Below are 19,926 nucleotides of genomic sequence, written 5' to 3'. Positions count from 1 at the left end.
GGCGATCCGGTTCGCGCAGGCAAGACGCGGCGCGATTCGGGGGTTTCCGCGCTACTGACGGACCGTTTGCCATTCTGCCCAATCGGCTGGTATTGTCATTTGCATTAACGTTACCGCGGAAAGCCACTCCGCCATTTCACGACGGCCGGCGCCAGGCGGGCCCGAAGATATTTGGAGTTCGAGATGCCGGACCTGTTGCCGGGCCATGTCTTCCGCATGCGGATCGATTTCGGTTCGTCGCGGCCCGACGCCCGCCGTTTGTTCCTTGTCGCGACATTCGTGTTTCTCAGCGGCTGGTGCGGATTGCGCCTGGTCTATGCGACCCCGATGGGCGAGGTGGCGGACGAGCCGTCGCATATCGCCCGGGCCGCCGGGCTGCTCGATTTCGACATTCTTGGTCACCGTGCGGTCATCGGCCATACGCAGGTCTCGGGTCTTTTCGTGAATGACGGGGTCCTCCGCGCCAGCCTGTCGGAATTCCGCCCGCTCCGGCATCGGCTCCTGACCCCGGCGGACCGCGCCAGGGCGGCGGCGATACCCTGGTCTTCCGGCCCGCCCGTCTATTTCGTGGCGAGCGGGAGCATCGAATATCTCCCGGTGCTGTACATGCCCGGCGCGCTGGGGATCGCGGCGGGGCGGCTGATCGGGCTGCGTCCGCTCGGCGCGCTTTATCTCGGCCGCGTCTTCATGCTGCTGGGTTATCTCACGCTGGGCGCGCTCGCCCTGTTCATCGCGCGGTTCGGCGCGGTGCTGCTGTTCGCGCTGCTCAGCCTGCCGATGACGGTTTCGCTCGCGGCGTCCTTCAACCAGGACGGCATGATCATCGCCACCTGCGCGCTCGCCGGCGCCCTGCTCACCCACGACCCGGCCACGCGGCCGGCGTTCCGCTGGCTGGCGGCGGGGCTGCTCGCGATCATGGTCTGCTCGAAGCCGCCCTATGGCCTGCTGGTGTTCTGCGCCGCGATGCCGGTGATGGAGCGCGGCCTGTGGCGGCGGCTCGTCGCGGCCGGGCTGTGCGGGATTCCCGCCACGATCTGGCTTGCCGTGATGATGCGGACGAGCTTCGTGCCGCGCGACGTCACGCCCTACCCGGCCGGACCGCTCTGGCCCGGCCGTCCCGGCCAGATGTTCGACAGCATCGACGTGATGGCGAACCTGCATGTCCTGCTCGCCCACCCGGCGCAGATCGTGGCGATACCGGTCCGCTATGTCGAGACCTATTTCAATGTGCTGGTGGCCGAGTTCATCGGTGATCTCGGCTGGCTGAACGTTCCGATTCCATCCTGGCTGCGCGAGGCCTGGCTGGTCGCCCTGCTGCTGGCCTGCTGCGCCGTGCCGCTCATGCAGCGCCGCGGGGCGCGGCGCTGGACGCTGCCCGATGGCGGCTTCACCCTGTCGCTCGTGCTGGCCAGCGTGATCGCGGTCTGCCTGTCGCTGTATGTGTCATGGACGCCGGTCGGCGCGACGATGCTCATGGGCGTCCAGGGGCGGTATTTCCTGCCGCTGGTTCCCTTCGTTCCGCTGCTGGTTCCGCGCCCGTCGCCGCGATGGCGGGCATCCGCCCTGCCGGCGCCGCTCTCGGCCGCGCTCGGGTTCGTCCTGGTCGCCCCGGTCCTGATCCTGTCGGCCGTCGACATCGCCGTGCTGCCGGCGGTGATCCGGCACAGGTTCTGGTAGGCGGCATCCCGTGGCCCACACTCCACGAGATCCGGCATGATGGACAACTGGCCGCAGGAGCCGCTCCGGTCGCGCTCGCCGGGCCCGCCGCCGCCGCGGGTGGCGCGGATCGCCGTCGTCATTCCGAGCTATCGCGTGACCGCGCATATCCTCGACGTGCTGGCGCGGATCGGCCCCGAGGTTGCGGCGATCTATGTCGTCGACGACCGCTGCCCCGACCGGTCGGGGGATTTCGTGCAGGCGCATTGCGCCGATGCGCGGGTGAGGGTCATCCGCCGCCAGGATAATGGCGGGGTCGGCCTCGCGACCATCACCGGCTACCGTCAGGCCATGGCGGATGGCTGCGACATTCTCGTGAAGATCGACGGCGACGGCCAGATGGACCCGCGCCTGCTGCCCCGCTTCGTGCGGCCGATCCTCGATGGAACCGCCGACTACGCGAAGGGCAACCGCTTCTTCAATCCCGAGGACGTGCGGTCGATGCCGGCGGTGCGGCTCGCCGGCAATGCGGTGCTGTCGTTCATGACCAAGCTCTCGTCCGGCTACTGGAACATCTTCGACCCGACCAACGGCTACACCGCGGTCCATGCGCGAACGCTGGCGCAGCTTCCGCTGGAGCGCATCGCCCCGCGCTATTTCTTCGAATCCGACCTGCTGTTCCGGCTCGGCACGATCAGGGCGGCGGTGATCGATATCCCGATGACGGCGGTTTATGGCGAGGAGCGCAGCCATCTGCGGATATTCCGCGTGATTCCCGCCTTCCTTGCCGGGCATGCGCGCAACTTCGCCAAGCGGATCGTCTACAACTACGTCCTGCGCGACTTCTCGATCGCCACGCTCGAACTGGCATTCGGTGCGCTGATCCTGGTGTTCGGCGTGATCTTCGGCGCGTGGAACTGGGCCATCAACGCCTCCCGCGGCATCATCACCAGTTCGGGCACGGTCATGCTGAGCGCGCTGCCCATCATCGCCGGACTGCAGATGATCCTGTCCTTCATCAATTACGACATTCTGTCGGTGCCGCGGCGCGCGCTCCACCCGTTTCTGTCCGCAGGCGAGGACGAAGGTGATCGATAACCTGATTCTGCTGCTGTTCACGCTGCTGATGGCGAGCGGCCAGCTCCTGTTCCGCAAGGTGGGGCTGGACCTGCGCGGCCATTCCCTGGCCAGCGGCGTGCCCGTGCTGCTGCGCGCGCCGGCGCTCTACGCGGCGCTCGCGCTTTACGGCATCGCGACGCTGATCTGGATCTGGATCCTCTCGCGCGTGCCGCTCAGCCGGGCCTATCCCTATGTCGCGCTGGGCGTCGTCCTGGTTCCGCTGGCGTCGCGCGCCGTCTATGGCGATGCGATCCGCCCGATCTTCTGGCTCGGCGCGCTGCTGATCGTGGCCGGCATCCTGGTGACGCAGCTCGGCAGCTCCGGCTGATCGCGCCTTCGCCTATCCCCAGTCGCCGAGGTTCACCGCGCGCGCCCTGCGGATGACGAAGCCGGCCCAGAGCGCGAAGGGGAGCAGCGGCGCGAAGACCACCAGCGGCTTCCACGCCGTCGCCGCGTTGAGGAACCCGATCACCACAACGCCGCCGAACGCCGCGAACCCCCAGTAGACCACCGCGACGATCCGCGGATCGACCCCGGCGCGGTGGGCGACCTGATACAGATGCCCGCGATGCGCCCGCGCGAGGTTCCTGCCGGCCAGGGCCCGCCGCGCGAGGGTGAAGCTCACATCCAGCAGCACGCCCGAGAGCAGCAGCGGCACCACGAGGAACGAGAGCGGGACGTGCTGGTAATGCGTCGCCGCGAGCCCCAGCACCGCCAGCATGAAACCGCAGAACTGGCTGCCGACATCGCCCATGAAAATCCGCGCGCGCGGCCAGTTGAACGGCAGGAACCCGGCCACGCCGCCGGCCAGCAGCAGGGCCGTGGTGTAGACGAAGAAGCCGCCATGCAGCCCGGCGATGCCGGCGAGGAACAGGCAGGTGACCAGCGTCGTGCCGGCCGCGAGACCGTCCAGCCCGTCGATGAAGTTCATCGCATTGGTGACGAACAGGATCCAGCCGACCGAGAGCACCGGCCCCGCCGCGCCAAGCGCCACCCCACCGATCAGCGGCAGGTCGAACCGCACCGCCGAAATCCCCGATCCCACCGCGACCACGGCGGCGACGCACTGCGCCCCCAGCTTCACCGCGAAGGGAAAATCCTTCAGGTCGTCGAGCAGCGAAACGGCCGCGATGAGCGCGGCCGCCGCGATCACCCCGAGAAACACCGGAGCCGCGAGGCGCGAGACATGGCCGTAGCGGTACAGCAGCAGGATGCCGAGCATGAAGGCGCCGACGATGCCGACGCCGCCGGATTTCGGCATCACCCTGGTGTGCGCCTTGCGGGCGTCCGGCCGGTCGGGAACGCCGATGGCGATCATCAGCCGCACGACGAAGCCTGAAAACAGCGCGAGGCCGGCGAACAGCGCGAGATGGCGCGGCAGGGCGAGTGTCGCAATGCCCGGATGGGCGAAATAGGGAACCGTGTTCATGCGGCGCGGACCATGACCGAAGTTCGGGCCGGCATCAATTGCGTCCGCTCACCCGCTGTTTGCGGCCGCCCCGGTGCCGGGCATGAACGCGGCGCCGTTCTCCCGCAGGAAGCCGAGCAGCGTGGCCGAGGCGGGCATCGTCGTCCGTTCCGCGAGATGCACCGCATACCACTGCCGCACCACCGGCGTGCCCCGGATGTCGAGCCGCGCCAGCCGGCCGTCGCGCAGCTCGGCGTCGACGGTGTGCGCCGAGAGGAACGCGATGCCGAGCCCGGCCATGACGGCCTGCTTGATCGTCTCGTTGCTGCCGATCTGCATGCCGATGCGCGGCGAAATGCCGGCGGCGGCGGCGTAATCCTCCATCAGCCGGCGCGTGCCGCTGCCGGCCTCGCGCACCAGCAGCACCTCGTCGTTCAGTTCCGCCGGCGGAATGTCGCGCCGCCCCGCGAGGCGGTGGCCCGGTGGGGCGATCACCACGTGCGGATGGTCGCCGATCAGGTCGGCGATCACCTTCATGTCGGTCGGCGGCCGGCCCATGATCGCGAGATCGACGTCATGCTGCGCGAGGCCGGCGATGATCTCGTCGCGATTGCCGACCGTCAGCTTGAGCTCGATCCCCGGATGCGCGGCGGCGAAGGCGGCGAGGGCGCGCGGCGCGTAGTATTTCGCCGTGCTGATGATGCCGACATGCACGGCCCCGCGCTCCGCCCCGCTCAACGCCGCGATGCCGGCCTCGGTCTCGCGCAGCACCGCCTCGATCCGCGCGGCCGACTCGGCGACGATCCGCCCCGCCGCGGTCAGCGCCATGCCGCCGGTCGAGCGCTCGACCAGAGGCACGCCGAGCTGGTCCTCGATCGCCTTGATCTGCAGCGTTACCGCCGGCGGGGACACATGCAGGTCGCCCGCCGCCCGCGTCACCGAACCGTGGCGGCCGAGTGCGGCGACGGCGCGCATCTGCCGAAGCGTGATGTTCATCATCCGATGAAAGTAACGCTTAATTTTTCCTCCGGCAAATTAAGCGTTTCAAATTTTTGCTCTTTCGCCATCCTGCTTTAAGGCGGGCGCTTCGGTTGGTGCCCTGGGAGCGGGAATGCGGCAGTTCGACGTGATCATTCTGGGCGCTGGGGCCGCCGGGCTGATGGCCGCCATCGCCGCCGGGCGGCGCGGCCGCCGCGTGCTGGTGCTCGACCATGCGCCGGAAGCGGGCCGCAAGATCCTGATTTCGGGCGGCGGGCGCTGCAACTTCACGAACATCCATACCGCGCCGGACCGCTTCTTCTCGGAGAACCGGCGGTTCTGCGCCTCGGCGCTCGCCGGGTTTTCGCCGCGCGACTTTCTCGCCATGGTCGAGGCGCACCGCATCGCCTGGCACGAGAAGACGCTCGGCCAGCTGTTCTGCGATGGGCCGGCCCGCGCCATCGTCGCCATGCTGCTCGCCGAATGCGCGGCCGCCGGCGTGGAAATCCGCACGCTCTGCACCATCACCGAGGTCGGCGGCGGGCCCGACTTCCGCCTCGACACCTCGGCCGGCCCGTTCGCCGCCGGATCGCTGATCCTCGCGACCGGCGGCCTGTCGATCCCGAAACTCGGCGCGACCGGCTTCGCCCACGACCTCGCCGCCCGCTTCGGCCTTCGCATCGTCGCCCCGCGCCCGGCGCTGGTGCCCTTCGTGCTGGAGGGGGAGGAACGCGCCCGCGCCACCCCGCTGGCCGGCGTGTCGCAACCGGTCGTCGCCGCCTGCGGCCGTGCCCGCTTCCGCGAGGCGATGCTGTTCACCCATCGCGGCCTGTCCGGCCCCGCGATCCTGCAAGTCTCGACCGCCTGGCGCGAGGGGATGACGGTGGGGATCGATCTGCTGCCCGACCAAGGCCCGGATTTTCTGCTCCGCCGCAAGCGCGAGGCGCCGAAATCCGCGCTGCGCACGCTGCTCGGCGGGGTGATGCCGCAGCGCATGGCGGATGCGTTCATGCCCGCCGCGCTGCCTCCCGGCCCGGTCGCGGCCATCGCCGACCGCGCGCTGCTCGACCTCGGCGCCCGGCTCAAGTCCTGGCGGATCGTTCCCGCGGGAACGGAAGGCTATGTGAAGGCCGAGGTCACCGCCGGCGGGGTGGACACGGCCGGCCTGTCGCAGCGGACCCTGGCGGCGACGGGCGTGCCCGGCCTTTTCGTGGTCGGCGAGGCGGTGGATGTCACCGGCTGGCTCGGCGGTTACAATTTCCAGTGGGCCTGGGCGAGCGGCTGGGCCGCCGGCAGCGCCGCCTGACGGTCAATCAGGCCGGAATTCGTGCGGGCCCCCGCAGGATCGGCCCGTTGCCGGCGCCGGTTATCTTGGCCGTGCGCGGCGCTGCGGGGGCGGTTGCCGGGGCGGTTGCCGGATCTGCGGGTGCGGCGGGTGCCGCGCGGCGCGGCTGGTGCGCTGCCGCGAGGGCCCGCAGATCCGTCGCCACCCGGCCGAGCACCTCGGTCCAGTCGCCCTGCGTGCGCTGGCGATAGATCCGCATCGTCGGGTACCAGGGGGTATCCTCGCGATCCTGCATCCAGCGCCAGCAGCCGTCCCGGCGGGACAGCATCCAGACCGGCTTGCCCATCGCGCCGGCAAGATGGGCCACGGAGGTATCGACCGCGATCACCAGGTCGAGCTGCGCGACCAGCGCCGCGGTATCCGCGAAATCCGCGACCCCACCCATCAGGTCGACCGCGTCGAGCTCCGCGGGCAACCCGGCGCGGTCCTTTTGCAGGTTGTAGAACCGCACCCCCGGCACCTCGGCGAGGCGCGACAGCAGGGCGGGATTGCCGATCGAGCGCCTGCGGTCGATGACCTCGCAGTCGATATCGTCGGGGCGCGCTCCGCCGGCCCAGACCAGCCCGACGCGCAGGCGCGGCTCGTCGCCGACCCGGGTCGCCCAGGCGGTCCGCAGCGCGTCCGGCGGGGCGAGATAGGGCAAGGTCGCCGGGATGGTCTGTACCGTGGTGCCGAACAGCCAGGGCAGGCTCATCAGCAGGCAGTGCATGTCGGTGGGCGCGCTGGCGCCGCGCGGAACCACCTCGGCAACGCCGGGCACCGAGCGCAGCAGCCGCTCCAGCCCCGGCTGGGCTTCGAGCACGACCGTGGCGCCCCGCGCGGCGACCAGCGGCGCGTAGCGGACGAATTGCAGCGTGTCGCCCAGCCCTTGTTCGGCCACCAGCAGGATGCGGCGGCCGGCGGGATCCTCGCCGCGCCAGAGCGGCCCGGCCTGCGGGGCCACCGGCTCGCGCCGGCGCCATTCATGCTCGGCCCAGCCGCGTTTGAAATCGCCCGCCGCCAGCATCGCGAGCGCGCGGTTGTAGCGCCAGGTCGGGTTGTCGGGCTCCAGCCGGTAGCAGCGCTCGTGCATCACCAGCGCGGCGTCGACCTGGCCGACGCAGTGCAGCGCGTTCGCCAGATTGTTGAGCACGCCCGCATGCAGGGGATCGAGCGCCAGCGCCTCGCCATAGAACCGCGCCGCCTCGGGGAATTCGCCGAGATCGAAATGCTTGCCGGCGAGGCAGATCAGCGTGTCGACATCGCGGGGCATCCGCGCTGCGGCCTCCTGCGCCATGGCCTTGGCGTCGCCGAACATGCGGAGGCCGCGCAGGGCTTCCGCCAGGGCGCAATAGACGGGGGCGAAATCGGGGGCCATGCGCACGCAGGTCAGATAGCTCTCCACCGACTCGATCAGCCGGCCAGCCTTCTGCAACGCGTTGCCGCGATTGTACAGCGCCTCCACCCGGTCCGGCTCGCGCGCGAGGCAGGACGCGAAGGCCGCCGCCGCATCGTCGTACCGGCCGGCGTTGAAGGCGGCGTTGCCTTCGTCGAACATGTCTCTGGCGTGTGAATCCATCGGCGGCGGACCCTCTTGGTCTTTCGCCGCGAGATTCGCATGAAAGCCTTAACGCGAGGTTTCCGGCGCGACTTCCGCCTGCCTGATCCAGCCGGTCTCGCCCTGCTGCCAGTAGGTCAGCGCGTGGCCGGCGGCGCGCGCGGCCTTCCAGCGGGCGCGCGCGGCGGCCACCGCATCGGGGTCGTTGCCGTCGAACAGGTCGAACACCCGCTCGAAGCGGGCGAGATCCGCCGTCGCGCCATCCACCAGGAACAGGAACCGCGCGTCGTTCGGCACGTCGTCGCCGGTGGTGAGCCAGACCGGCTGGTCGGGGCCATGACCCATCGCGGCGGTGCCGTGCGGCAGCCAGTCCACCCCCGGCGCGAGCCAGAGGGCGGCGTCCAGCGCCTCGATCCGGGCGGGATCGGTGCCGCGCACCACCGCCCGCGCGCCGGCGGCGAGGGTGCGGGCGAGCAGGGCGGGCAGGGCGGCCTCCAGCCCGGTGCGCGTCAGGTGGTAGAAGCCGAGCTGGGCCATCGTCTCATTCGATGACGATGCGCGGCCCGCGCGCCGGCCCGGCGCCGTCGAGCCCCGCCGCCACCGCCGTGGCCACCGCGGCGAAGGCGCGCCCGGCCTCGCTTTCCGGCGCGCTGGCGGCGATCGGCGTGCCGGCATCCGAGGTCTCGCGGATCGGTGCCAGCAGCGGCACCGCGCCGAGGAAGGGCACGCCGAGCCGCTGCGCTTCGGCCTCGGCGCCGCCATGGCCGAAAATATCGGTCCGCGTGCCGCAATTCGGGCAGCAGAAGAAGCTCATGTTCTCGACCACGCCGAGGATCGGCACCCGCACCTGGCGGAACATCGAGATGCCGCGCCGCGCATCGAGCAGCGAGATGTCCTGCGGGGTGGAGACGATCACCGCGCCGGCGAGTTTCAGCCGCTGGGCGAGGGTGAGCTGCACGTCGCCGGTGCCGGGCGGCAGGTCGAGCACCATGACATCCAGCTCGGGCCAGGCCACCTGCGTCATCAGCTGGGTCAGCGCGTTGAGCACCATCGGCCCGCGCCAGACCATCGCGGTTTCCTCCTCGACGACATGGCCGATCGAGATCGCCTTCAGCCCCCAGGCCTCGATCGGCACGAGCTTGTTGCCCGCCATCTCGGGTTTGCCCTTCGTGCCGAGCATGCGCGGCAGCGAGGGGCCGTAGATGTCGGCGTCGAGCAGGCCGACGCGCTTGCCCTGCCGCGCCAGCGCCACCGCGAGATTGACCGCGACGGTCGATTTCCCGACCCCGCCCTTGCCGGAAGCCACCGCGACGATCGAGCCCACCTGGCCGAGCAGCGTGCCCGGCTCCTGCGCTTGGGCCTGTGGTTGCGGGGTGGCGGCGCGCGGGGCGGTGAACATCACCGTCGCGTTGCGCACGCCCGGCATCGCGGCGAGATCGGCCTCCAGCGCCCGGCGCATCGGCTCCTGCCGCGCGGCATCCGCCTTCGCCACCATCAGCGCCACCTGCACCAGCCCCTCGCGGGTGGCGACGCTGTCCACCATGCCGGCGGGAATGCCCGCGCCCTCCGCCGTCCGGAAGGCGCCGATGCGCGCGCGCACCGCAGTTTCGTCTATCGCAGCCATGATCTGTCCTTGTCAGCCTCTGGGTCAGCCTGTGGTCGGGTTTACGCCACGCCGGCGCGTTGGGAAATCTGGCCGCGCAGCAGCGCCGGGTCGCTCACCGGCAGCGAGCAGACCTGGGCGCGGCAGACGAAGGCGGCGGGTTCGGCGGCACTCTTGCCATGCGCCGGGTGGTCGTCCGGCAGCGACGTGGCATCGCCCACCGGCAGCACCACCATCGCCGGGTCGAAATGGGCGAGGGCGGCGCGGTGCAGTGCGGCGAAGCGCGGATCGGCGGCATCGCCGACGATGACGACGCTCGCCCCCTCCTCCAGTAGCGCCGCCGCGCCGAGCAGGGTGGGGAAGGCGGAAAGGGCGCGCCGCTCGCCGGTATGCGCGCCGATCAGCGCTGCCGCCGCGTCGCGATGCGCGGCGCTGCCGGTCAGGTGATGCAGGATCGCCAGCCCCTCGGCGAACAGGCCGGCGCCGGAGGGGGTCGCGTTGTCGAACGAGGCGCGCGGGCGAATGCCGCCGGGCAGGTCGGCCGCGTCCGCGGCGGTGAGATGAAGCCCGCCCTGGCCGTCGCCGAAGGCGGCCAGCGTCGCCGCGGCGATCCGTTCCGCGTGGTCGAGATAGGCGGCGCGCCCGGTCGCCTGGTAGAGGGCCAGGGTGGCGCGCAGCATCGCCGCCTGGTCGTCGAGCAGGCCGGAGGCCGAGATCCTGCCCCGGCGGATCGCATGGTCGAACCGCCCGTCCTCGCGGCCGAGCAGGGCGGTGACGGCACCGTGCGCCGCGATGGCGAGATCGAGCCAGTCAGGCCGGGCGAAGACCGCGCTCGCCCGCGCGAGGGCGGCGATGGCGAGGCCGTTCCAGTCGGCCAGGATCTTGTCGTCCCAGCCGGGGCGGACCCTGCCTTCGCGGGCGGCGAACAGGCGGGCGCGCAGGGCGGCGAGGCGCGCCTCTGTCTCGGGGTGTTCGGGGTGCGTGGCACGGGTGAGGATCAGCTTGCCCTCCCAGTTGCCGGCGGCGGGGCAGGGGTAGTGATCCTCGAACAGCGCCATCTCCGCCCCGAGCACGGATGCGATCTCGTCGCGCGTCCAGACATAGAACTTGCCTTCCTCGCCCTCGGAATCGGCGTCTTCCGAGGCGGCGAAGGCGAGGGTGCCGTCCGGCGCGGGGTCGTGCCGCGCCCGCATGTCCCGCCGCAGCCACTCGACCAGTTCGGCGGCGCGGGCGGCCAGCAGCAGGTCCGGCTCGGCGGCATGGGCGAGGGCGAGCAGGTCGAGCAGCTGCGCGTTGTCGTAGAGCATCTTCTCGAAATGCGGCACCAGCCAGCTTTCATCGGTGGCGTAGCGGGCGAAGCCGCCGCCGAGATGGTCGCAGATGCCGCCCTGGGCCATCCGCGCGAGCATCAGCGCGACGACCGCGCCCGCCTCGTGCCGGCCGGTGCGGGCATATTCGCCCCAGAGGAAGCGGAAGATCGGCGCGTTGGGGAATTTCGGCGCGCCGCGCAGCCCGCCTTCCTCCCAGTCCATCATGCCGAGGAACCGCTCGGTCACCGCCGCGAGGTCGCCGGGGGCGATCGGCGCGCCGGGCTTCAGCTCGGCATGGGCGGCGATGCGCCTGAGCAGCGAGGCGCCGCTGCGGGCGAATTTCTCGCCGTCCTTTTTCCAGGCATCGGCGACCATTTCCAGCACCTGCCGGAACGAGGGCCGGCCCCAGCGCGGCTCGGGCGGGAAATAGGTGCCGCCGAAGATCGGCGCGCCATCCGGCGTCATGATCACGGTGAGCGGCCAGCCGCCCTGCTCGCCCATCGCCTGCACCGCGGTCATGTAGATGCCGTCGATGTCCGGCCGTTCCTCGCGATCGACCTTGATGTTGACGTAGAGCCGGTTCATCAGCGCCGCCGTCGCCGGGTCCTCGAAGCTCTCATGCGCCATCACGTGGCACCAGTGGCAGGCGGCATAGCCGATCGAGAGCAGGATCAGCCTGTTCGCCGCCCGTGCTGCCGCCAGCGTCGCGTCCGACCACATCTGCCAGTGGACCGGATTGTCGGCGTGCTGGAGCAGATAGGGCGAGGTGGCGTCGGCGAGGGTGTTGCGGTCGAGCGTGCTGGACATGGAGCTGCGGACTTTCTGAAGCGTTTCTGCTCCGGTAGATAGCAGTCCGGCGCCCGAACGCGAGGGCTCTTCCCGAGATTGATATGAAAGCTGAACGACATGAATGATGTTCCGGCGCAGCCTCCGTATTTCGCCCATCACGTCTTCGTCTGCGGCAATCACCGCCCGGAGGGACATCCGCGCGGCTCCTGCGGCGGCAAGGGATCGGAGAAACTGCGCGACTACATGAAGGCCCGCGCGAAGGAACTCGGCCTGCAGGGCGTGCGCATCAACGCCGCCGGCTGTCTCGACCGCTGCGAGCACGGGCCGACCGTGGTGATCTACCCGGCGGGGCGCTGGTATCGCGTGCCGGACCGCGACGCGGTGGACCGGATCCTGACCGAGGATGTGCAGGGCGGCCGCCCGGTCGCCGAGCTGATGCTGCCGGGCGAGGTCGCGCCGGCGAAATGAGTCTCGCTCCGCCCGACGTGATCTTCGCGCCGGCGAGCGGCGTCGGCGGCGCCATTTCGCTCCTCCGCCTCAGCGGGGCGGGGGTGGCGCGGGTGATCGGGGCGCTGGCCGGCAGCCTGCCGGCGCCACGCCGCGCCAGCCTGCGCAGTTTTCGCGATGGGCGGCGCGGAATCATCGACCGCGGGCTGCTGTTGTGGTTTCCCGGCCCGGCCAGCGTGACCGGCGAGGATTATGCCGAGTTCCACCTGCATGGCGGCCGGGCGGTGCGCGCGGCGATCACCGCCGCCCTGCTCGATCTCGGCGCGCGGCCGGCGGAACCGGGCGAGTTCTCCCGCCGCGCCTTTCTCAACAGCCGGCTCGACCTGCTGGAGGCCGAGGGCATCGCCGACCTGATCGACGCCGAGACCGAGGCGCAACGGCAACTCGCGCTCGACCTCGCGGGCGGGGCGATGAGCCGCGCGGTCGCGGCCTGGCGGGAGGCGCTGATCGGGCTGATGGCGCAGCTCGCGGCGCTGATCGACTTCGCGGATGAAGACCTGCCGGCGGAGGTGGAAGCCGCGATGCTGGCTTCGATGGCGCGGCTGCGCGACGAAATCGTTGCCGCCATCGGCGCCGGGCTTGCGGCCGAGCGGCTGCGCGAGGGGGTGGAGATCGTCGTGCTCGGCGCGCCAAATGCCGGCAAGTCCACCCTGGTCAACGCGCTTGCCGGCGAGGAGGTTGCGATCGTCTCCGACATTCCGGGGACGACGCGCGATGCGATCGGCGTGCGGCTCGACCTTGGCGGGGTTCCGGTCCGGCTGGTGGACACGGCGGGGCTGCGGCGGTCGGACGACGCGATTGAGGCGGAGGGCGTGCGCCGCGCCGAGGCCCATGCGCGCCGGGCGGATCTTTTGATCCTTTGCGGTGCTGCCCCCGATTTCGCGTTTCCCGACGCGCCTGCGGATGTGCCCGCGCTGCGGATCGCCACCAAGGCGGATCTGGGCGGCGCGGTACCGGCGGCGATGCTGGCGGTGAGTGCCCGGACAGGCGCGGGGCTGGCGGATCTGCTGGCCGCGTTGCGCGCGCGGGTGGAGGCGCTGGTCGAGCGCGGCGCCGGGCCGGCGCTGCCGCGGCCCCGGCAGATCGCCTGCCTGCGCGACGTGGCGGCGGCGCTGGACCGGGCGCTTGCCATCGACGTGCCGGAATTGCGGGCCGAGGAGATGCAGGCGGCGGCGGTGGCGCTGGCCCGGCTGACCGGGACGATCGGCGTCGAGGACGTGCTCGACCAGGTATTTTCCAGCTTCTGCATCGGCAAATAGCCTTCCATCCGGCAAATGGTGCTATAGGCCCGCGCATGACGAGCTTGCGGGATATGTTCGATGTTGTGGTGATCGGGGGCGGCCATGCCGGCACCGAGGCGGCGGCGGCGGCGGCGCGGATGGGAGCGCGGACTGCGCTGCTGACCCACCGGCGGGACCGGATCGGCGAGATGTCGTGCAATCCGGCGATCGGCGGGATCGGCAAGGGGCATCTGGTGCGCGAGATCGACGCGCTGGATGGCATCATGGGCCGCGCCGCTGATGCCGCCTGCATCCATTTCAAGATGCTCAACCGCAGCAAGGGGCCGGCCGTGTGGGGGCCGCGCGCGCAGGCGGACCGGGGCCTGTATCGCGCGGCGGTGCAGGCGCTGCTGGCCGCGCAGGATGGGCTGACGATCCTCGAAGGCGAGGCGGCGGACCTCGAACTGTCGGCGGATGGCGCCCTGGCGGCGGTGATCACCGGTGCGGGCGCGCGCATCGCCTGCCGGGCGGCGGTGCTGACCACCGGGACCTTTCTGCGCGGCGTGCTGCATTTTGGGGAGCGCACGGAGGAAGGCGGGCGGGTTGGCGATGCGGCGTCGAACGCGCTGTCGGCGCGGCTGCGCGGGCTGGGCCTGGCGCTCGGCCGGCTCAAGACCGGCACGCCGGCGCGGCTGGACCGGCGCTCGATCGACTGGGAGGCGCTGCCGGAGGACCGGGGCGAGGCGGAGCCCGCGCCGTTCAGCCTGCTGACCGGGCGGATCGCCAACCCGCAGATCTCCTGCCGGATCAGCGAGACGACGCCGGAGACCCATGCGATCATCAACGCCAACCTGCACCGCTCGGCGGTGTATGGCGGGCGGATCGACGGCGCGGGGCCGCGGTATTGTCCCTCGATCGAGGACAAGGTGGTGCGCTTCGCCGAGCGGCCGCGGCATCAGGTGTTTCTGGAGCCGGAGGGGCTGGAGGACGAAACGGTCTATCCGAACGGGATTTCGACCAGTCTGCCGGAAGAGGTGCAGGAAGCGTTCATCCGCACAATGCCGGGGCTTTCCCGCGCCGTGCTGCTGCGGCCGGGCTATGCGGTGGAATATGATTATGTCGACCCGCGCGAGCTCACCCATGCGCTGGCGCTGAAGAAGGTGCCGGGCCTGTTCCTGGCCGGGCAGATCAACGGCACCACCGGGTATGAGGAAGCCGGCGCGCAGGGGCTGCTGGCCGGGGTGAACGCGGCGCTGGTCGCGGCCGGACGGTCGATGGTCACGGTGCGCCGGCACGAGGGGTATATCGGCGTGCTGGTGGATGATCTGGTCACGCGGGGGGTCAGCGAGCCGTACCGGATGTTCACCTCGCGGGCGGAGCATCGGTTGAGCCTGCGGGCGGACAATGCCGATCTGCGGCTGACGCCACGCGGGCTGGACTGGGGATGTGTGGGCCCGGCGCGGCAGGCGGCGTTCGCGGCGCTGGCGGCAGCGGTTGCCACGGTTCGCGACGGTGGAGCCGGGAGCGAACAGGCGGCGGCGATCGTCGCGGCGGACCGGCTCTACGAGGGATATCTGACCCGGCAGGAAAGCGAGATCCGCGCGCGGGCCAAGGATGACGCCGTGCTGATTCCGCCGGATTTCGATTTTTCCGTGGTCGGCGGATTGTCGGCGGAGATCCGCGCCCGGCTCGAACGGGTCCGCCCGGAGACGCTGGGGGTCGCCGGGCGGCTTGAGGGCATGACGCCGGCGGCCCTGGGCGCGCTGTTCGCCGCCCTCCGCCGGCCGCGGCCGCTCGCGGCATGAGCGGCGGGGGCGGCGCGTCGGCGGGCGATGTTTCACGTGAAACACGGGAGCGGATCGAGGCGCTTGTTTCACGTGAAACATTGTCGCGGCTCGAAGCCTTCGCGGCGCTGATTCTTCGCTGGACCGCGCGAATCAATCTGGTCTCGCGCAAGGATGCCGCCCCTGCCGAAATCTGGAGCCGGCACATTCTCGATTCGCTCCAGATGCTGCCGCTCGTCCCGCAGGGCGCCTTCCGCGCCGCGGATCTCGGCTCAGGCGGCGGATTGCCCGGGCTGGTGCTGGCGATCGCCCGGCCGGAGATCGGTTTCACCCTGATCGAATCCGACCGGCGCAAGGCCGCATTCCTGCAAACCGCGATCGCCGAGCTGAAACTGAACGCCACCGTGCTGTCGGTGCGAATCGAGCAGGCCCGGCTCGAGCCCTCGCCGCTGGTGACGGCGCGTGCCCTGGCGGCTTTGCCCGTGCTGTTCGGCTATGCGGCGCCGCTGCTGGCCCCCGGCGGGGTTTGCCTGTTCCTCAAGGGGCGTGGCGCCGATGCCGAATTGACCGCGGCCGCCGAGGGCTGGCAGATGAGGGCGGAGCGGTTCCCCAGCCAGACGGATGCGGGCGCCGCGATTCTCCGGATCAGCGAGTTACGCCGTGCAGCCTAAGATCATCGCGATCGCCAACCAGAAAGGCGGGGTGGGCAAGACCACCACCGCGATCAATCTCGCGACGGCGCTGGCCGCGACGGGTGAGCGCGTGCTGCTGATCGATCTGGACCCGCAGGGCAATGCCAGCACCGGTTTCGGCATTGGCACCGACGAGCGCGGGATCGGCAGCTACGCGCTGATGACCGGCGAGGCGCCGGCGGCCAGCCTCGTGCTGCCGACCGAGGTGCCGGGCCTGCTGATCATTCCCGCGACCGAGGACCTGATCGGCGCCGATATCGAGTTCGCCGGCGCCGAGGGGCGGGAACATCTGGTGCGGCGCGCGCTGGGCGAGCCAGGGTTGGCCGGGCAGTTCGGCTATGTGTTCATCGACTGTCCGCCCGGCCTCGGCCTGCTGACGCTGAATGCGCTGGTGGCCGCCTCCTCGGTGCTGATCCCGCTGCAATGCGAGTTCTTCGCGCTGGAGGGAATCAGCCAGCTGATGCGGACGATCGATCTGGTGCGCCACTCGCTCAATCCGGGCCTGGCGCTGGAGGGGGTGGTGCTGACCATGCTGGACCGACGCAACAATCTCGCCCAGGCCGTGTCGGACGACGTGCGCGCCTATTTCGGCGGCCGCGTGTTCGACACCGTGATCCCGCGCAATATCCGCATCACCGAATCGCCGAGTCATGGCAAGCCGGTGCTGCTCTACGATTTCCGCTCGGTCGGCGCGCAGGCCTATGTGGCGCTCGCGGCTGAATTCCTGCAGCGGCAGAAGCCGGTGGAGGCTGGCGTATGAGCGCGCGGGAGACGCCGCGCCGGCTCGGCAAGGGGCTGGCGGAGCTGCTCGGGCCGGGCACCGTCGCGGCGGCCGGGCAGGCGGCCATGGGCGAGGGCGTGCGGCATGTGCCGGTCGCGGCGCTGCATCCCGGGCCGTTCCAGCCGCGCCAGGCGATGGACGAAACGGCGCTCGAGGAGCTGGCCGCCTCGCTCAAGGCGCAGGGTGTATTGCAGCCGCTGCTGGTGCGGGCGGTGCCCGACAAGGCCGGGCAGTATCAGATCATCGCCGGAGAGCGCCGGTGGCGGGCGGCACAGCGGGCGGGGCTGCACGAGGTGCCGGTGCTTGTGCGCGCCCTTTCCGACAGCGACGCGATGGCCGCGGGGCTGGTGGAGAACCTGCAGCGCCAGGATCTCGACCCGATCGAGGAGGCGGAAGGGTATCGCCGCCTGGTCGAGGAATTCGGCCTGATCCAGGAGGAACTGGCGCGCGTGGTGGCGAAATCGCGCCCGCATGTCGCCAACATGATGCGGCTGCTCAACCTGCCGACCTCGGTGCAGAAGGCGTTGCGCGGCGGCGACCTGAGCGCCGGCCACGCCCGCGCCCTGTTGCAGCACCCCGATCCCGAAGCGGCGGCGCGGGCGATCGTCGCGAAGCGGCTGACGGTGCGGCAGACCGAGGCAATGGTGCAGGCGGCGCTGGTGCCGAAGCCGGGCCGGTCCCGCCGCGAGGCGACAGAGAACAGCGTGACGCGCAGCCTCGAAACCGAGCTCACCGCGTTGCTCGGCCTCCGGGTCAGGGTGACATTCGATGGCAAGGGCGGGTCGGTGTCGCTCGCCTATCAGGATCTCGACCAGCTCGACGGCATCCTCGCCCTGCTGCGCGGCGGCCAGTAAGCCGCCGCGGCGGGCGGCATCAGCCCATGTCGAGAAAGCCCGCCATCTCGCGGATCGGCCGCGCGGCGGCGAGCGATTCGATGTCCGGCACCGGTCGGGAGAGTTCCGGTCCCATTGCCGCGCCCATCGCCTCGATCGCCTTCGCGGTCTCGATCACCGCGCGGTCGCCGTGGCGGCGCCCGATGATCTGCACGCCGAACGGCATGCCGTCGGCATCGGTGCCGAGCGGCAGGCAGACCGACGGATGGCCGGCCAGGGTGACGGCATAGGCCAGCGCCAGCCAGTGGTAATAGGATTTCGTCGCCACGCCGTCGATTTCGGCGGGGAACAGCTCGGTCCATGGCCGGGGCTGGATGGTCACCGCCGGTGTGATCAGCACGTCATGCGTCGCGAAGAAGCGCTGCCAGGCTCCGTAGAGCGTGGTCTGCGCGTGCAGGGCGCGGGCGACGTCGGCCGCGGTGTAGCGCAGCCCTTCCTCGACATTGGCGCGGACATTGGGGCCGAGCCGGTCGGGGTCGGTGTGGTAGGTGGCGCCGAAGGAGGCCAGGAAATTGACGGCGCGGAGGATGGCGAAGGTCTCGTCCGCGTGGCGGCAGTCGGGGGTTGCGTCCTCGGCGCTGGCGAAGAGCGGGGCAAGGCGCGCGGCGCGGTCGGCGAAGAGGGCGCGGGTCTGACGCGAGGTGGGCGCGAAGCCGAAATCCGGGGTGAAGGCGGCGCGCAGCGTGCCGAGATCGGCGGCGGCCCGGGAAGCTGCCTCGTCGGTCGAGAGCGGCGCCGAGAGCATGTCGCGCGGATCGTGGCTGGCGGTGGCGTCGAACATCAGGGCGAGGTCGGCGGCGGAGCGCGCCATCGGGCCGAGCACGCCGAGGCCGGAGGGGCCGAGCAGGCGCTTTTCCGAGGGGAACAGGCCGGGCGAGGGGCGCATGCCGACGATGCCGCAAAACGACGCCGGGTTGCGCAGGCTGCCGCCCATGTCCGAGCCGGTGGCGAGCGGGACCATGGCGGTGGCGAGGGCGACGGCCGAGCCGCCGGAGGAGCCGGCGGCGGATTTCGTGGGATCGAACGGGTTGCCGGTGGCGCCATAGACGAGGTTGCGGGTATTGCCGCCGGCGCCGAATTCCGGCGTGTTGGTCTTGCCGAGGACGATGCCGCCCGCCGCCCGGATGGTGGCGACGAGGTGCTGGTCGGCCTTCGGCACATTGTCGCGGAACATCAGGCTGCCATAGGTCGTGCGCAGCCCCTCGGTATCCTCCAGGTCCTTGATGCCGAGCGGCAGGCCATGCAGCCGGCCGAGGCGGTTGCCCGCCATCACCGCGTCCTCGGCGGCATGGGCAGCGGCGCGGGCGCGCTCGAAATCGCGCGCGACCATCGCATTGACGGCGTGATCGACGCGCTCGATGCGGGTGATGCAGCTTTCGGTGAGTTCGACGGAGGAGAGCTTCCGGCTGCCGATCAGGCGGCGCGCTTCGGTCGCTGGCAGGTCGCAGGGTTCGGTCATCGCGGGCGAACATCCTCTGGCTGGGGTCGGATGCGATAACGCCCCGGCGATGCCGCCTGGTCAAGCCGGTCTGCCGCCGCTTTCGTGCATCGGCCGGAACGGGTAATCTCCGCCGCGCCGGGCCTCGGACGCCGCGGCGGGGGAGAGACGGACGTGCGGGAAGCGAGCAAGTCGATCATGCGGCGCCTGACCGATTCGCGATTCGCCACGCGATATTTCGTGGGCGAGGGGATCGATATCGGCTCGGGCCCGGACCCGATTTCCTTCTATGCCGAGCTGTTCCCGCTCATGCGCGAGGTGCGGAGCTGGGATCTCGCGGACGGCGATGCCCAGTATCTCGAGGGTGTGCCGGACGCGAGCTTCGATTTCGTGCACTCCTCGCACTGCCTCGAACACATGCGCGACCCGCTGGTGGCGCTGCGCAACTGGCTGCGGGTGCTCAAGCCGGGCGGGCACATGGTGGTTCTGGTGCCCGATGAGGATCTGTACGAACAGGGCGTTTTCCCCTCGACGTTCAACGCCGATCACAAATGTACCTTCACGCTGTACAAGAAGACGACCTGGAGTCCCCGCTCGGTGAACGTGCTGGCCCTGATTGCGCAGCTCGACGGCGTGATGCCGCTGAAGGTCGAATTGCTGGATTCGACCTTTCTCTACCGCATGGAGCGCATGGACCAGACGATGCTGCCGGCGTCCGAATGCGCGATCGAGGTCGTGCTGCGCAAGGCCACCGCGGCGGAGGCTGCGCGTGGCGGGCGGCTGCCGGAGCCGCGGAACTGATATTGCCGCCGGCGGGCGGGTTTGCTCTTCTGGCGGGAAGGCGACGGACGGACAAAGGAGCAGGA

The 19,926-nt window shown here is 70.8% G+C and carries 18 protein-coding genes; 11 read left to right on the top strand and 7 right to left on the bottom strand.

The annotated features are described in order from the left end of the window. The first annotated feature begins 183 nt into the window (after positions 1–183). Genes ACMV_RS13655 through ACMV_RS13645 form a run of 3 tightly spaced genes read left to right on the top strand, consistent with a single transcriptional unit; the run spans position 184 to position 3,103 of the window. A complete protein-coding gene (locus tag ACMV_RS13655; protein WP_013640818.1) occupies positions 184–1,677 on the top strand; it encodes a DUF2142 domain-containing protein in 1,494 nt (497 codons plus the stop codon). Positions 1,678–1,713: 36 nt separating this feature from the next. Continuing rightward, positions 1,714–2,754: a glycosyltransferase family 2 protein gene (locus ACMV_RS13650; protein WP_013640817.1), complete on the top strand. Its 1,041-nt coding sequence runs from the start codon at positions 1,714–1,716 to the stop codon at positions 2,752–2,754. After that, positions 2,744–3,103: an EamA family transporter gene (locus tag ACMV_RS13645; protein ID WP_012040042.1), complete on the top strand. Its 360-nt coding sequence runs from the start codon at positions 2,744–2,746 to the stop codon at positions 3,101–3,103. The genes ACMV_RS13650 and ACMV_RS13645 overlap by 11 nt, the downstream gene beginning before the upstream one ends. A gap of 12 nt (positions 3,104–3,115) precedes the next feature. Here ACMV_RS13645 and ACMV_RS13640 read toward each other — a convergent pair whose 3' ends face one another. Together ACMV_RS13640 and ACMV_RS13635 are read right to left on the bottom strand one after the other, a co-directional pair. Next, the gene (locus tag ACMV_RS13640) at positions 3,116–4,204 is read right to left on the bottom strand and encodes an MraY family glycosyltransferase (protein WP_007422536.1); all 1,089 of its coding nucleotides are present in this window, start codon (positions 4,202–4,204) and stop codon (positions 3,116–3,118) included. Between the two features lie 48 nt (positions 4,205–4,252). Next, positions 4,253–5,179, bottom strand: a complete 927-nt coding sequence (locus ACMV_RS13635; RefSeq protein ID WP_231844425.1) for a LysR family transcriptional regulator — start codon at positions 5,177–5,179, stop codon at positions 4,253–4,255. Positions 5,180–5,294: 115 nt separating this feature from the next. On the opposite strand from ACMV_RS13635, the gene ACMV_RS13630 reads away from it, so the two are divergent. Beyond that, complete coding sequence (locus tag ACMV_RS13630; RefSeq protein WP_013640815.1) at positions 5,295–6,467, top strand: BaiN/RdsA family NAD(P)/FAD-dependent oxidoreductase; 1,173 nt, start codon at positions 5,295–5,297, stop codon at positions 6,465–6,467. A 7-nt stretch (positions 6,468–6,474) separates the two neighbouring features. Here the strand turns inward: ACMV_RS13630 and ACMV_RS13625 are convergent, their stop codons facing one another. From ACMV_RS13625 to ACMV_RS13610, 4 genes are read right to left on the bottom strand one after another with little or no spacing between them, the layout of a single operon-like run. Further along, entirely contained in the window at positions 6,475–8,064 is a 1,590-nt protein-coding gene (locus ACMV_RS13625) for a tetratricopeptide repeat protein (RefSeq protein ID WP_041665118.1), read from the bottom strand. A 48-nt stretch (positions 8,065–8,112) separates the two neighbouring features. Further along, the gene (locus ACMV_RS13620; RefSeq protein WP_012040038.1) at positions 8,113–8,580 is read right to left on the bottom strand and encodes a DNA polymerase III subunit chi; all 468 of its coding nucleotides are present in this window, start codon (positions 8,578–8,580) and stop codon (positions 8,113–8,115) included. Positions 8,581–8,584: 4 nt separating this feature from the next. Continuing rightward, positions 8,585–9,667: an Mrp/NBP35 family ATP-binding protein gene (locus tag ACMV_RS13615; protein ID WP_013640813.1), complete on the bottom strand. Its 1,083-nt coding sequence runs from the start codon at positions 9,665–9,667 to the stop codon at positions 8,585–8,587. Between the two features lie 41 nt (positions 9,668–9,708). Continuing rightward, positions 9,709–11,763: a thioredoxin domain-containing protein gene (locus ACMV_RS13610; RefSeq protein WP_013640812.1), complete on the bottom strand. Its 2,055-nt coding sequence runs from the start codon at positions 11,761–11,763 to the stop codon at positions 9,709–9,711. Between the two features lie 99 nt (positions 11,764–11,862). Between ACMV_RS13610 and ACMV_RS13605 the strand changes: the two genes are divergently transcribed. From ACMV_RS13605 to ACMV_RS13580, 6 genes are read left to right on the top strand one after another with little or no spacing between them, the layout of a single operon-like run. Next, positions 11,863–12,213, top strand: coding sequence for a (2Fe-2S) ferredoxin domain-containing protein (locus ACMV_RS13605; RefSeq protein ID WP_013640811.1), 351 nt, complete (start codon positions 11,863–11,865; stop codon positions 12,211–12,213). Beyond that, positions 12,210–13,511, top strand: a complete 1,302-nt coding sequence (gene mnmE, locus ACMV_RS13600; RefSeq protein WP_013640810.1) for a tRNA uridine-5-carboxymethylaminomethyl(34) synthesis GTPase MnmE — start codon at positions 12,210–12,212, stop codon at positions 13,509–13,511. The genes ACMV_RS13605 and mnmE overlap by 4 nt, the downstream gene beginning before the upstream one ends. A gap of 35 nt (positions 13,512–13,546) precedes the next feature. Then, positions 13,547–15,277 (top strand): tRNA uridine-5-carboxymethylaminomethyl(34) synthesis enzyme MnmG, encoded by a 1,731-nt coding sequence (gene mnmG, locus ACMV_RS13595; RefSeq protein WP_041665115.1) that lies wholly within the window; start codon positions 13,547–13,549, stop codon positions 15,275–15,277. Then, entirely contained in the window at positions 15,274–15,927 is a 654-nt protein-coding gene (rsmG, locus tag ACMV_RS13590) for a 16S rRNA (guanine(527)-N(7))-methyltransferase RsmG (RefSeq protein ID WP_013640808.1), read from the top strand. The genes mnmG and rsmG overlap by 4 nt, the downstream gene beginning before the upstream one ends. Beyond that, positions 15,917–16,708 carry a ParA family protein gene (locus ACMV_RS13585; protein ID WP_013640807.1) on the top strand — a complete coding sequence of 264 codons (792 nt, stop codon included), beginning with the start codon at positions 15,917–15,919 and terminating at the stop codon, positions 16,706–16,708. Before rsmG ends, ACMV_RS13585 begins: the two co-directional genes overlap by 11 nt. Next, a complete protein-coding gene (locus ACMV_RS13580) occupies positions 16,705–17,583 on the top strand; it encodes a ParB/RepB/Spo0J family partition protein (RefSeq protein ID WP_013640806.1) in 879 nt (292 codons plus the stop codon). Before ACMV_RS13585 ends, ACMV_RS13580 begins: the two co-directional genes overlap by 4 nt. Positions 17,584–17,602: 19 nt before the next feature. Here ACMV_RS13580 and ACMV_RS13575 read toward each other — a convergent pair whose 3' ends face one another. Beyond that, on the bottom strand, positions 17,603–19,081 hold the full coding sequence (locus tag ACMV_RS13575) for an amidase (protein ID WP_013640805.1): 1,479 nt from the start codon (positions 19,079–19,081) through the stop codon (positions 17,603–17,605). Between the two features lie 153 nt (positions 19,082–19,234). Between ACMV_RS13575 and ACMV_RS13570 the strand changes: the two genes are divergently transcribed. Continuing rightward, positions 19,235–19,861 carry a methyltransferase domain-containing protein gene (locus ACMV_RS13570; protein ID WP_007424359.1) on the top strand — a complete coding sequence of 209 codons (627 nt, stop codon included), beginning with the start codon at positions 19,235–19,237 and terminating at the stop codon, positions 19,859–19,861. Positions 19,862–19,926: the final 65 nt, after the last annotated feature.

Source organism: Acidiphilium multivorum AIU301 (assembly GCF_000202835.1).
GTDB classification, from domain to species: domain Bacteria; phylum Pseudomonadota; class Alphaproteobacteria; order Acetobacterales; family Acetobacteraceae; genus Acidiphilium; species Acidiphilium multivorum.
This window is presented reverse-complemented; position numbering and strand designations above follow the sequence as displayed.

Coding starts and splice junctions, on each gene's coding strand:
- ACMV_RS13655 (WP_013640818.1), top strand. CDS start 184: ATGCCGGACCTGTTGCCGGGCCATGTCTTCCGCATGCGGATCGATTTC.
- ACMV_RS13650 (WP_013640817.1), top strand. CDS start 1,714: ATGATGGACAACTGGCCGCAGGAGCCGCTCCGGTCGCGCTCGCCGGGC.
- ACMV_RS13640 (WP_007422536.1), bottom strand. CDS start 4,204: ATGAACACGGTTCCCTATTTCGCCCATCCGGGCATTGCGACACTCGCC.
- ACMV_RS13635 (WP_231844425.1), bottom strand. CDS start 5,179: ATGAACATCACGCTTCGGCAGATGCGCGCCGTCGCCGCACTCGGCCGC.
- ACMV_RS13630 (WP_013640815.1), top strand. CDS start 5,295: ATGCGGCAGTTCGACGTGATCATTCTGGGCGCTGGGGCCGCCGGGCTG.
- ACMV_RS13625 (WP_041665118.1), bottom strand. CDS start 8,064: ATGGATTCACACGCCAGAGACATGTTCGACGAAGGCAACGCCGCCTTC.
- ACMV_RS13620 (WP_012040038.1), bottom strand. CDS start 8,580: ATGGCCCAGCTCGGCTTCTACCACCTGACGCGCACCGGGCTGGAGGCC.
- ACMV_RS13615 (WP_013640813.1), bottom strand. CDS start 9,667: ATGGCTGCGATAGACGAAACTGCGGTGCGCGCGCGCATCGGCGCCTTC.
- ACMV_RS13610 (WP_013640812.1), bottom strand. CDS start 11,763: ATGTCCAGCACGCTCGACCGCAACACCCTCGCCGACGCCACCTCGCCC.
- ACMV_RS13605 (WP_013640811.1), top strand. CDS start 11,863: ATGAATGATGTTCCGGCGCAGCCTCCGTATTTCGCCCATCACGTCTTC.
- mnmE (WP_013640810.1), top strand. CDS start 12,210: ATGAGTCTCGCTCCGCCCGACGTGATCTTCGCGCCGGCGAGCGGCGTC.
- mnmG (WP_041665115.1), top strand. CDS start 13,547: ATGACGAGCTTGCGGGATATGTTCGATGTTGTGGTGATCGGGGGCGGC.
- rsmG (WP_013640808.1), top strand. CDS start 15,274: ATGAGCGGCGGGGGCGGCGCGTCGGCGGGCGATGTTTCACGTGAAACA.
- ACMV_RS13580 (WP_013640806.1), top strand. CDS start 16,705: ATGAGCGCGCGGGAGACGCCGCGCCGGCTCGGCAAGGGGCTGGCGGAG.
- ACMV_RS13575 (WP_013640805.1), bottom strand. CDS start 19,081: ATGACCGAACCCTGCGACCTGCCAGCGACCGAAGCGCGCCGCCTGATC.